This is a genomic window from Novosphingobium sp. (assembly GCF_027489515.1).
Lineage (GTDB): Bacteria > Pseudomonadota > Alphaproteobacteria > Sphingomonadales > Sphingomonadaceae > Novosphingobium.
In genome coordinates this window covers 64,489-75,703 of record NZ_JAIXZS010000028.1, presented here as the reverse complement: position 1 = coordinate 75,703, position 11,215 = coordinate 64,489, and the positions used below count along the sequence as shown (strand labels likewise).

At 65.3% G+C, this 11,215-nt stretch carries 10 protein-coding genes; 8 read left to right on the top strand and 2 right to left on the bottom strand.

Annotated elements, in window-relative coordinates:
• Positions 1-312: 312 nt before the first annotated feature.
• Complete coding sequence (locus Q0082_RS05170; RefSeq protein ID WP_298190602.1) at positions 313-1,380, top strand: DUF481 domain-containing protein; 1,068 nt, start codon at positions 313-315, stop codon at positions 1,378-1,380.
• A gap of 110 nt (positions 1,381-1,490) precedes the next feature.
• Positions 1,491-2,039 (top strand): DUF3617 domain-containing protein, encoded by a 549-nt coding sequence (locus tag Q0082_RS05165; RefSeq protein WP_298190601.1) that lies wholly within the window; start codon positions 1,491-1,493, stop codon positions 2,037-2,039.
• Between the two features lie 4 nt (positions 2,040-2,043).
• Here Q0082_RS05165 and Q0082_RS05160 read toward each other — a convergent pair whose 3' ends face one another.
• The gene (locus Q0082_RS05160; RefSeq protein WP_298190600.1) at positions 2,044-4,131 is read right to left on the bottom strand and encodes a molybdopterin-dependent oxidoreductase; all 2,088 of its coding nucleotides are present in this window, start codon (positions 4,129-4,131) and stop codon (positions 2,044-2,046) included.
• Between the two features lie 182 nt (positions 4,132-4,313).
• Between Q0082_RS05160 and Q0082_RS05155 the strand changes: the two genes are divergently transcribed.
• The 5 genes from Q0082_RS05155 (at position 4,314) to Q0082_RS05135 (ending at position 9,212) form a co-directional block, all read left to right on the top strand.
• Positions 4,314-5,747, top strand: a complete 1,434-nt coding sequence (locus Q0082_RS05155; RefSeq protein ID WP_298190599.1) for a circularly permuted type 2 ATP-grasp protein — start codon at positions 4,314-4,316, stop codon at positions 5,745-5,747.
• Between the two features lies 1 nt (position 5,748).
• Positions 5,749-6,696 carry an alpha-E domain-containing protein gene (locus Q0082_RS05150; protein WP_298190598.1) on the top strand — a complete coding sequence of 316 codons (948 nt, stop codon included), beginning with the start codon at positions 5,749-5,751 and terminating at the stop codon, positions 6,694-6,696.
• Between the two features lie 29 nt (positions 6,697-6,725).
• Positions 6,726-7,538, top strand: a complete 813-nt coding sequence (locus tag Q0082_RS05145; protein WP_298190597.1) for a transglutaminase family protein — start codon at positions 6,726-6,728, stop codon at positions 7,536-7,538.
• A gap of 47 nt (positions 7,539-7,585) precedes the next feature.
• Positions 7,586-8,350, top strand: a complete 765-nt coding sequence (locus tag Q0082_RS05140) for a proteasome-type protease (RefSeq protein ID WP_298190595.1) — start codon at positions 7,586-7,588, stop codon at positions 8,348-8,350.
• Positions 8,351-8,591: 241 nt separating this feature from the next.
• On the top strand, positions 8,592-9,212 hold the full coding sequence (locus tag Q0082_RS05135) for a LuxR C-terminal-related transcriptional regulator (protein ID WP_298190594.1): 621 nt from the start codon (positions 8,592-8,594) through the stop codon (positions 9,210-9,212).
• An 18-nt stretch (positions 9,213-9,230) separates the two neighbouring features.
• Here Q0082_RS05135 and Q0082_RS05130 read toward each other — a convergent pair whose 3' ends face one another.
• Positions 9,231-9,914 (bottom strand): extensin family protein, encoded by a 684-nt coding sequence (locus Q0082_RS05130; RefSeq protein WP_298190593.1) that lies wholly within the window; start codon positions 9,912-9,914, stop codon positions 9,231-9,233.
• Positions 9,915-10,073: 159 nt separating this feature from the next.
• Between Q0082_RS05130 and Q0082_RS05125 the strand changes: the two genes are divergently transcribed.
• Entirely contained in the window at positions 10,074-11,210 is a 1,137-nt protein-coding gene (locus tag Q0082_RS05125) for a phosphoserine transaminase (RefSeq protein ID WP_298190592.1), read from the top strand.
• Positions 11,211-11,215: the final 5 nt, after the last annotated feature.

Below are 11,215 nucleotides of genomic sequence, written 5' to 3'. Positions count from 1 at the left end.
TATTCGGAGACCACCTTGAACGGCTTCCCGCCCTCCGATTTCTCGGGCCGCGCCGGCTTGTGCGGCACGAAATTGGCGGAGGTATCGGGCTCTTCCAAGCCCCTGCGGATCACGAGTTCAGCCATGGGGCGAATATGGGGAACAAACCGCGCACATGCAATCGGCAGCCAGTGCCTGAAGTGCACTATTCCAGCGGTTGAACCGGGCCTCCCATTTGGCGCACACCGGGCCGCGCGCTGCAGTGGATAGGCACGGGAGCGGGTTTGGTATATCGCGTGATGATAGCGTGAACACCTGAAGCCGCCGGGCGGCATGCGAAGGAACCGGGAACTGCAGTCCGATCAGCGCCTCCTCGCGGCCCTCGCCTTCACCGTGCTGCTGCCATCGGCGCCGGTTCTGGCGCAGGAGACGTCGCCGCCCTCCGATGCCGTGCAGTTGCCAGCCGCCATGGCGGAGGTGCTGACAGCGGTGCAGTCCGCGCACGATCCCCGCGCGCTTGAGGCGCTGGTCCAGTATCTGCTCCATGCGCATCCCGAATCGCAGGCGGCCATCACCGCCTGGGTTGCGCGCAACGAACAGGCAGCCTCGCTCGCCGCTGCGGCTCCTGCGCCCGCCCCCGAGACCAAGGTTGCGGCGGCGGACCCGGCGCCTGCCCCGCCCCCGAACGGGCAGGGGCAGACAGGCCCCCAGCCGGCCACACAAACGAACGCATCACAGGCCAATGCCGCCCCGCCCAGCCCCACCAAGTGGAGCGGCGAAGGCGAGCTCGGCGCCTTCGTCAGCACCGGCAGCGCGCCGGGGTCGGGCTTTGTCGGGCGCCTCACGCTCGTCGGCGAAGGCCGCAAGTGGCGCATCGCGACTTCGGGCCGGATCGACTACCAGAAGACCTCGGACGTGGTGACGCGCAACCAGATCCGCCTGACCTTCGAGCCGAACTACAAGTTCAACGAGAGTGGCTACGTCTTCGGTCTTGGCCAGTACGAGGCGGACCGCTTCCAGGGCTTCACGAGCCGGTACAGCCTCTCGGGCGGGCTCGGCTACAATCTGCTCGAGGAAGAGGGCAGCAAGCTCAGCGTCAGGGGCGGCCCGGCAATGCGTGTGACGCAGCCGGTAGATGGCTCGCTGGAGCGGACCTTTTCCGCGGTCGCGCTGGCCGATCTCAAGCTCAGGCTCAGCCCCACGTTGAACTACAGCCAGGAAGCCAGCGCCTATTTCGATGCGGTGCGCCGGACGTTCTACACGCTCGCGGCGATCGATTCGCAGCTTACCGGCAAGCTCAAGGCGCGCGTGTCCTACACGTTGCAGCATGAAACCGGCGAAGGCGATATCCGCACGCTGACCGACACCACCAGCCGGCTGACGCTGGTCTACGGTTTCTAGGGTCATGCCCTTTGGACGAGGCACTGGCTCTGCGCTGTGATGCGCGTCATTGGAAAACCGCCGCCCGGGTGTTAGCCCTGTTGCCGAAACGAACGAGAGGACCTCACCCCATGCGCCTGCCGATCCTGCCCCTGATCGCCCTTTCGACTGCACTGGCGCTGGCCGGGTGCGGTAGCGGAAAGACCGTGACGGCGACCAACGAAAGCGTCTCTGACGTGGCCAAGAAAGTCTCTGACGCCGGGCTGCAGTTCAATCCCGGGCGCTGGGATTCGACGATGAAGTTCGTCAAGCTCGAGATGGAAGGCATGCCGCCCGAGGCGAAGGAAATGATGAGCAAGATGCTGGGCAAGGACCGCACCTTCGCCACCTGCCTGACCAAGGAAGAAGCCGAAAAGCCCGACGCCAAGTTCTTCGGCCAGGCCGATGCGCGCTGCAAGTACGACAGCTTCTCGATGGGCGGCGGCAAGATCGATGCGAAGATGACCTGCAAGGCCGAGCAGGGCACGCAGACGATGACCATGGTCGGCGGCTACACCCCCGATACCTACCAGATGACGATGTCGATCAATGGCGCCGGACCGGAAGGCAAGGCGATGTCGATGCAGATGGAACTCAGCGCCAAGCACAATGGCGAGTGCACCGGCAAGGAAGAGAAGTAGGCGGCTACTCCGCCGCCTCCAGCTCGGCCCTGGCCACTTCCACCTGAACGCCTGACAGCGCCGCATTGCCCGATAACGGGTCAAGCGAACCCGATTCGGTCAGCGCGTTGGCGCTCACCCCGGCGCGGCTCCGTGCGACCTGCATGGCCATGCCGGGCAGATCATGCCCCCAGCCGTGCGGGATCGAGACTGTGCCGGGCATCATGTCGCCCGTCACTTCGGCCGGGATGACGATCTCGCCGGAGGACGAGCGGACGGCCGCCATGTCGCCGTCTGCAAGGCCGGCTGCGGCCGCATCATCCGGATGGATCATCAGCGTGCAGCGGTTCGGCCCCTTGGTCAGGCGGTGGCTGTTGGCGAGCCAGGAATTGTTGGTGCGCAAGTGCCGCCGGCCGATCAGCGTGAGTTTGCCGCTCTCGGGCACGTCCACGTCCAGCGCGGCCAGCGCGGCCATGAAGGCGGGCACGGCGCAGCTCACCGTCTGGTCGTCGCTGCGCAGGCGTTCGGGCAGCACACCCGTCTTGGGCGGTCCGAAATCGAGGCCCGAGGGCGCGGCTTCGACCTCTGCGAGCGAGACCTTGTAGGGGCCGGTCCTGAGCAGGTGATCGAGCGCCTCGCGCGGGGTGGGCTCCTGCACGGGCTGGCCGCTGATCGCCTGCGCCAGCCCGCGCAGGATCTCCCAGTCGTGCAGCGCCGCCGGGTCTTCGCGTTCCAGCGTGGGCTGCGAATAGACCGCTACGTTGCGCACCGCCATGGGCAGCAGGAACAGGCCGTAATGGTCGCGCTCCAGCGGCCCCGTCGGCGGCAGGATGTAGTGCGCGCGGCGGCTGGTGGCATTGCGGTACATGTCGACCGAGACCATCAGTTCAAGGCGTGCCAGCGCCTCGTCGAGCCGTGGGCCATTGGGCGTCGAGAGGACCGGATTGCCGGCCACCACGAACAGCGCCCTGATCTGGCCTTCGCCCGGTGTCTCGATTTCTTCGGCCAGTGCCGCGGCGGGAAACTCGCCGAGCACCGACTTGTGGCCCGAAACGCGCGAGGTGAACTTGCCGAGCGAGCCGCGCGGCAGCATGGAAATGGTGTCCAGCGCGGGGATTGGGAACACGGTGCCACCCTCGCGGTCGAGCTGGCCCGCCGCAATGTTGATCAGCGCAATGAGCCAGGCGTTGAGCGTGCCGTGGCGCTGCGTGGCGATGCCAAGCCGGCCATAGAGTGCGGCGCGGCCGGCCGTCAGGCGATCGGCGAGGAAGGCAACATCATCCGCCGAAACACCCGAGGCAGCGAGGCAGGCCGCATCATCGAACCGGGCAAGCAGCGCGGCAACCTCGTCCATCCCGGTCACGAACTCCTGCACTGGCTGGAAGGGGCGGCGCGCCAAGACTGCCTTCAGCAAAGCCACCAGAAGGAACACATCGCTGGCTGGCTTCACGAACAGGTGCCGGTCGGCGATCTTGGCGGTCTCGGTCCGGCGCGGATCGATCACCACCAGTTGTCCGCCGCGGGCCTTCAGTGCGCGTACCCGGTTCCTGAAATCGGGCACGGTCCACACCGAGCCGTTCGATGCCATCGGATTGCCGCCTATGATGATCAGCGTGTCGGTCCGGTCGATATCCGGAATGCCGAACATGCTGGCGTGCCCATACATCAGCAGGTTCGCCACCTGGTGCGGCATCTGGTCCACCGTGCTCGCGGAGAACTGGTTCTTTGTCCCCAGCGCCTTGGTCAGGTGGTGCGCGTTGAGCGCGTTGCCATAGGAGTGCGCATTGGGGTTGCCGATATACGTCGCGGTGCTGGCGGGATCGCGCGCAAGGATGGCACGGGTCTTCTCGCCGATTTCGCGGAAGGCCTGTTCCCAGCTGATGTCGTGCCACGCATCGCCCACGCGCTTCTGCGGCTTGCGCAGGCGGTCGGGATCGTTCTGCAGGTCTTCCAGCGCAGTCGCTTTGGGGCAGATGTGCCCGCGCGATAGCGGGTTGTCGGGATCGCCCTTGATCGAGACGACGCGCCTTGATCCCGGTGGGCCTTCCACCTCCACCAGCACGCCGCAATTGGCCTCGCAGATATGGCAGGTGCGGTGATGGATCTCGCCCATGGCTTGCTCTCTCCCGGAAATTAGCCGTGCGGTTAAACGTGTCACCTTGCCGGGGCCAAGGCAAGCGCGAAGCGTGGCAACGCTTTGGGATGCGGATCGGTTACATTTTTGTCTCGCAGGTGCAGCATGGCGCTTGGCAAAGCCCGCGCGCTGTGCAAGCTTCGGCGCATCGGGATGATCGCATGAAAGCAGCCTCGCCCTCATCGTATGATGAGATGTTTGCCGCCGATGGTTCGGTGCGCCCAGCCTATCGCGGCTATGAAGAATGGTATGCGGAGCAGCCGGCCGATCTGTTGCGCCGCAAGGGGACCGAGGCTGAGGCGTTCTTCCGCCGCACTGGTATCACCTTCAACGTCTACGGGAGCGAGGACGCCGAGGAGCGGCTGATCCCGTTCGACATGGTGCCGCGCATCATCACCGCGCACCAGTGGCGCCGGCTCTCGCGCGGGATCGAGCAGCGTGTTCGCGCGCTCAACGCGTTCCTGCACGATCTTTACCATCGGCAGGAAATCGTCCGCTCGGGCCGCCTGCCCGCGCGCCTCTTGGAAAAGAACCCGGCCTTCCTCCCCCAGATGGTCGGCTTCACGCCGCCCGGCGGGGTTTACACCCATATCGTCGGCATTGATCTCGTCCGCACCGACGAGGACGAGTTCATGGTGCTCGAAGACAACGCGCGCACACCCTCGGGCGTCTCCTACATGCTGGAGAACCGCGAGACGATGATGGCGATGTTCCCGGAACTGTTCACGCGGGTCCGCGTGCGCGAGGTTTCGGATTATCCCCGCCGTCTTGCCCGGAGCCTTGCGGCCTGCCTCCCGCCCGCCGCCAAGGGCCACCAGCCGGTCGTCGCGGTGCTCACACCCGGGATCTACAACTCGGCCTATTTCGAGCATGCCTTCCTCGCGGACCAGATGGGCGCCGAACTGGTCGAGGGCAGCGACCTCCGGATCGAGAACGGCCGCATCGCCATGCGCACCACGCAAGGCTACCAGCCGATCGACGTGCTCTACCGCCGGGTGGACGATGAATACCTCGATCCGCTGACCTTCAATCCGGACTCCATGCTCGGCGTCTCGGGCATCATGGACGTCTACCGCGCGGGCGGAATCACCATCGCCAACGCACCGGGCACCGGCATCGCCGACGACAAGGCGATCTATTCGTTCATGCCGGAAATCGTCGAGTTCTACACCGGCGAGAAACCGATCCTGCCCAACGTCCCGACCTGGCGCTGCTCCGAACCCGATGCGCTGAAGTACGTGCTCGAACACCTCAGCGAACTCGTCGTGAAGGAAGTCCACGGCTCGGGCGGCTATGGCATGCTGATCGGGCCGACCTCCTCGAAGAAGGAAATCGCTGCGTTCGCCGCCAAGCTCGCCGCGCGGCCGCACAACTACATCGCGCAGCCTACGCTTTCGCTCTCCACCGTGCCGATCCTCGGCCGCGGGGGGCTCTCGCCGCGTCATGTCGATCTTCGGCCCTTCGTGCTCGTCTCGCCCGGCGGGATCGACATCACCCCCGGCGGCCTCACCCGCGTCGCGCTCAAGAAGGGCTCGCTCGTCGTGAACTCGTCGCAGGGCGGCGGCACGAAGGACAGCTGGGTGCTGGACGACTAGCATGTTGGGACGCAGCGCAAACGGCATCTTCTGGCTGTTCCGCAACCTCGAGCGGGCGGAGAACACCGCGCGCCTGATCGAGGCGGGCTTCCGCATGGCGCTCACCCGCGATGCCCGCGATGCAAGCGACGAGTGGCGCTCGGTCATCGTCACGCTCGGGCTGCGCGCCTTGTACGAAGCGAAGTTCGGCAGCGACTATGCCGGGCCGAACGTGATCAACTTCATCCTGCGCGACAAGGACAACCCCGGCAACGTCCTCGCCATGTGCGAGCTTGCGCGCACCAACGCGCGCATGGTCCGCGCCGGGATCACGCGCGAGGTGTGGGAATCGGTCAACGACAGCTGGCTGAGGATGCGCGACCTGCTCGCCCGCCCCGTCACCGAAACCCGCCTCGGCGATGTGCTCGATACGCTCCGCCGCCAGTCGACACAGGTGCGCGGGGCGATGGAAGGCACCATGCTGCGCAACGAGATCTATAATTTCGCGCGCATCGGCAGCTTCATCGAACGCGCGGACAACACCGCGCGCATTCTCGACGTGAAGTACTATGTGCTGCTCCCCTCGATTTCCTATGTCGGCTCCAGCCTCGACAATGTGCAGTGGGAGAACGTGCTGCGTTCCCTCGCGGGTGAACGCGCCTACCGCTGGCTCAACGCGGGCCGCATGGAAGCGCGCGGGATCGCCGAATTCCTCATCCTTGATAGCCGCTTCCCGCGCAGCCTCGCGTTCTGCTACGGAAAGCTCAGGAGCAATCTCGAACACCTCGCGCGCGAATATGGCTGCGAGACCGACGCCCACGCCATCCTGCAAGAGGCGGATTGCGATCTGCACACGATCACGATCGACGCGATCTTCGAGCAGGGGCTGCATGAATACATCGCGAAATTCATCAATCGCAACACGCGGCTCGCCAACCAGATCCAGTACGACTATCGCTTTATAGATTGAGAGAAACGGGCGCCAAGGGATTTGGAAAATTGCGGCTCTGGGTTGATCATACCACGCACTACACCTTCTCCGCCCCCGCCGCGCGCGGGCTGCAGCGGCTGCGTCTGACGCCCAAGACGAGTGCAGGCCAATCGATCGCCAAGTGGAAGATCGGGCTCGAAGGCGCGCGGCAGGAAGTCGAATACGATGACGAGAACGCCAACCACGTCACCCTGATCGCGTTCGAGCCTGGCGTCACCGAGGTGACGATCCGCTGCGAGGGCGTGGTCGATACAAGCGACAAAGCCGGCATTGTCGGCCACCACGCGGGCTATTTGCCGCTGTGGCACTTCCGCCAGCCGACCGAACTCACCAGCGGCGGCCCGCGCCTGCGGGCGCTGCTGGCGGGTCTTTCAGGCAAGCAGGATACGCTGGAAAAGCTGCACGCGCTGTCCGCCCTCGTCCGGGGGGCGGTCGAGTATGCCTCGGGCCATACCGATACCGCGAGCAACGCCGAGGCCGTGCTCGCCGCCGGGCACGGCGTGTGCCAGGACCATGCCCACGTATTTATTGCCGCCGCGCGCGCATTGGGAGTGCCAGCGCGCTACGTCAGTGGCTACCTGATGATGACGGACCGCGTCGAACAGGACGCCGGACACGCCTGGGCCGAGGCCATGGTGGAGGGACTCGGCTGGGTCGGCTTTGACATTTCCAACGGGATATCCCCCGATCCGCACTATGTCCGCGTTGCAACAGGCCGGGATTATCGCGACGCCGCCCCTGTAACCGGTATCCGATACGGCGCTTACGACGAAACTTTGCACGTGAAGCTTGCCGTCGCGCAGCAGCGTGTGGAACAGTGAGCCCGCGCGCGAGTCCGGACGATGCCGAAAAACGGGGGGCAGGACCAATGACCTATTGCGTGGGGATGGTGCTCGACAAGGGCCTCGTGCTGATGAGCGATACCCGGACGAACTCGGGCGTCGACAATATTTCCACGTTCCGCAAGATGTTTACGTGGTCGGTGCCGGGCGAGCGGATCATCTCGATCATGACCGCGGGCAACCTCGCGACGACTCAATCGGTGATCAGCCAGCTCGAGGAGCGCACCAAGGCACCCGGCGAGCGGCGCCCTTCGATTCTCGATGCGCCGACGATGTTTCAGGTCGCGACGCTCGTCGGTCGCCTGCTCAGCGACGTGATCGAGGGGCGGCAGGATGCCGGCATGCAGGGCGCCGGGGGCCAGGTCGAGGGCCCGCGCTTCACCGCCTCGATGATCGTGGCGGGCCAGATCAAGGACATGGAGCCTCGTCTCTTCCTCATCTATCCCGAAGGCAATTTCATCGAAGCATCGTTCGATACGCCGTTCTTCCAGATCGGCGAGACCAAGTACGGCCGCCCGATCCTTGTGCGCGGCTACGACAAGGCGATGAGCTTCGAGGATGCGGTCAAGCTGCTGATGGTCTCGTTCGATTCAACGCTGGCCGCCAATCTCTCTGTCGGGCTGCCCTTCGATCTCATGGTGATCGAGCGCGACCGGTTCGAGCCGCTCCACCAGAAACGGATCACCGCCGATGATCCTTTCTTCAAGCTGATTTCCTCAAGCTGGGGCGAGGCGCTGCGTTCGGCGTTCTATTCGCTGCCTGACTACAGCTTCGACGATCGCCGGAGTTGATCCTGCGCCATTCTCGTTAGCAAAGCGCAGGTCCTAAGGGAAACTCCTTAGCCAAATCGGTTCACACTGCGGATTGCGCCCAAGGAGCCTTACTAAGCGCCAATGCGGGTCTATCGGGTCCATTCTGGAGCATAATTCCCTTAGGAAATGACATATGCGCCGCCGCAAAGGCGTCGTTGTGGGTTCAGAACGAAGCTAACCTCATTGGCGCGAGGCCCCCTGATCGTGGTTTGGTTAACCCATGATCGAACGCGCCACCCTCCACATCCTTGATAGCGACTCCGCCCGCAGGGCCCAGCTCGCTCGTCTCGCCTTCGCCGCTGGGCATCATGCGGAGATCTACGCTCACGCGGATGAGCTGCTAAGCCATGCGCCATCGGGCGGTCTTGTCCTCGCGCAGGATGAACCGGTGGGGAAGGGGATTTCGAACCTTGTCGCCACCATGATGCGGTCGGGGCAGTGGCTGCCGATCATCGCGATTGCGGAGTCGCCGACGATCAACGCGGTGGTTTCGGCGATCAAGGCTGGCGCGCTGGATTATCTCACCGTGCCCGAACAGATCGCCCCGCTGAACGAGGCGGTGGCTCGCTGCGCACGTGAAGCCGATGCCCAGCGCCAGCAGCGCGCCCGCGCCGCAGAGGCGCGCCAGCGCATTGCCCGCCTCTCGATGCGCGAGCGCGAGGTGCTGGACCGGCTCGCCGAAGGGTGCAGCAACAAGGCCATCGCGCGCGAACTGGAAATCAGCCCGCGCACCGTGGAAATCCACCGCATGAAGATGATGGGCAAGCTCGGCGCGCGTCATGCCGCCGAAGCCGTCCGCTTGCGCATTGAAGCCAGCGGGCTGGGCGACATCGCGGCCTGACCTTTCGGGGGCCGCGCGTCAGCGGCAAAAGGGCCGCGTGTTCCCCACCTCCAGATGGAAGTGATCGCGGTGCGCGGGGTTGTATTCCGGGCTCAGCACGGTGCCGAAGCGCTTGCAGGCGCTCATCCTGATCGTGGCGAGGAAGGCGCGGATCTGCGGGCTCTCGTTGTCCCAGTCGCGCAGCACGGTTATGCGCCGGCCATCGGCTAGCACGAACCCGCTCACATCCACCGCATTGGCGCTGGCATGGGCGGAAAGCCGCGAGGTTCCCGCCACGTTGCGGCAGGAATAGCTGCCCATCGTTTCGATCCGCACCAGCGGGCTGCCAAGGATCGATCGGGCGGCACGATCCACGCCGAAGCGCGCCCAGCCGGAGAGCGTGCTCGCCAGCGGGCAGGTGACCGGGCCGAGATTGGAAAGCTGCAGCAAGCCATCATCGCTGCGCAGCGAAGCCAGCCGCACCGCGCCGACCGCCGAGCAGCCCGCGCCGTAATACTGGTCGGGCAGCGGCGTGAAATTCGCATAGCTGCGGCTCAGATTGGCAAGGCACATGCGGCCGTCCGGCGAGGCGGGCGGGGTCCAGGCGGTGCTTGTGCGCACCGGGCGGCGGACCGGCTCGGGCGCACCGACGCAGCCCGTCACCAGTGCCGAAAGGGTCAGCACCAGCAGCATGAAGCGGGCAAACGCAGGGCGGAATACCATGCGGAGAGTGTGCAGCCGCCATGGTTAATTTGGGCTTAGCGCAGACCTTAAGGCGAGCCCTGCCCCCCTTGCTGGTTGACAGTTTGCCGCATGCCCCTATGAGCCACCCCGGGCCACGCGGTCCCAACGCCGCGCGTGCTCTCTGCAAGGAGAGACTACATGACTGCACAAATGCCGGCGCGCAAACCCGCGCGCCCTCACTTCTCGTCCGGCCCCTGCGCCAAGCCGCCCGGATACGATCCCGCCAAACTCGCTGTCGAAGTGCTCGGGCGTTCGCATCGCTCGAAGATCGGCAAGACACGTCTGCAGCTGTGCATCGATCTGATGCGCGAGGTGCTGCAGCTCCCCGATACGCACCGCATCGGCATCGTGCCGGGCTCCGATACCGGCGCCTTCGAAATGGCGATGTGGACGATGCTGGGCGCCCGTCCGGTCACCGCGATGGCCTGGGAAAGCTTTGGTGAGGGTTGGGTCACCGATGCAGTCAAGCAGCTCAAGATCGATCCCACCGTGGTGCGCGCCGATTACGGCCAGCTCCCCGATCTTTCCGCCATCGACTTCTCGACCGACGTGCTGTTCACCTGGAACGGCACCACTTCGGGCGTGCGCGTTCCGAACGGTGACTGGATCCCTGACAACCGCGAAGGCCTGACCTTCGCCGACGCCACCAGCGCCGTCTTCGCCTACGACATTCCGTGGGACAAGATCGATGTCGCCACCTTCTCCTGGCAGAAAGTGCTGGGCGGTGAAGGTGGCCACGGCGTCCTCATCCTCGGGCCCCGCGCCGTGGAGCGCCTCGAGACCTACACCCCCGCCTGGCCGCTGCCCAAGGTGTTCCGCCTCGTTTCCAAGGGCAAGCTCACCGAGGGCGTGTTCAAGGGCGAGACGATCAACACCCCCTCGATGCTCGCGGTGGAAGACGCGATCTTCGCGCTTGAATGGGCAAAGTCCGTCGGCGGGCTCGAAGGCCTCAAGGCCCGCTGCGCCGCCAACGCCGCCGCGCTCGACAAGCTGGTGCAGGAGCGTGATTGGCTCGGCCATCTCGCTGCCGATCCTGCCTCGCGCTCGATGACTTCGGTCTGCCTTACTGTCGAAGGCGCGGACGAAGCGCTGATCAAGGCGTTTGCCGGCCTGCTCGAAAAGGCAGGCGCAGCCTACGACATCGCCGGTTACCGCGACGCGCCCCCGGGCCTGCGCATCTGGTGCGGCGCCACCGTCGATGCCGCGGATATTGCCGATCTCGGCCCCTGGCTCGATTGGGCCTGGGCCGAAGTCAAGGCCACCGCCTCCGCCTGATCTCC

Excerpts from the sequence above, each read along its gene's own strand:
- Q0082_RS05170 (WP_298190602.1), top strand. The coding sequence starts at position 313 with ATGCGAAGGAACCGGGAACTGCAGTCCGATCAGCGCCTCCTCGCGGCC.
- Q0082_RS05165 (WP_298190601.1), top strand. The coding sequence starts at position 1,491 with ATGCGCCTGCCGATCCTGCCCCTGATCGCCCTTTCGACTGCACTGGCG.
- Q0082_RS05160 (WP_298190600.1), bottom strand. The coding sequence starts at position 4,131 with ATGGGCGAGATCCATCACCGCACCTGCCATATCTGCGAGGCCAATTGC.
- Q0082_RS05155 (WP_298190599.1), top strand. The coding sequence starts at position 4,314 with ATGAAAGCAGCCTCGCCCTCATCGTATGATGAGATGTTTGCCGCCGAT.
- Q0082_RS05150 (WP_298190598.1), top strand. The coding sequence starts at position 5,749 with ATGTTGGGACGCAGCGCAAACGGCATCTTCTGGCTGTTCCGCAACCTC.
- Q0082_RS05140 (WP_298190595.1), top strand. The coding sequence starts at position 7,586 with ATGACCTATTGCGTGGGGATGGTGCTCGACAAGGGCCTCGTGCTGATG.
- Q0082_RS05135 (WP_298190594.1), top strand. The coding sequence starts at position 8,592 with ATGATCGAACGCGCCACCCTCCACATCCTTGATAGCGACTCCGCCCGC.
- Q0082_RS05130 (WP_298190593.1), bottom strand. The coding sequence starts at position 9,914 with ATGGTATTCCGCCCTGCGTTTGCCCGCTTCATGCTGCTGGTGCTGACC.
- Q0082_RS05125 (WP_298190592.1), top strand. The coding sequence starts at position 10,074 with ATGACTGCACAAATGCCGGCGCGCAAACCCGCGCGCCCTCACTTCTCG.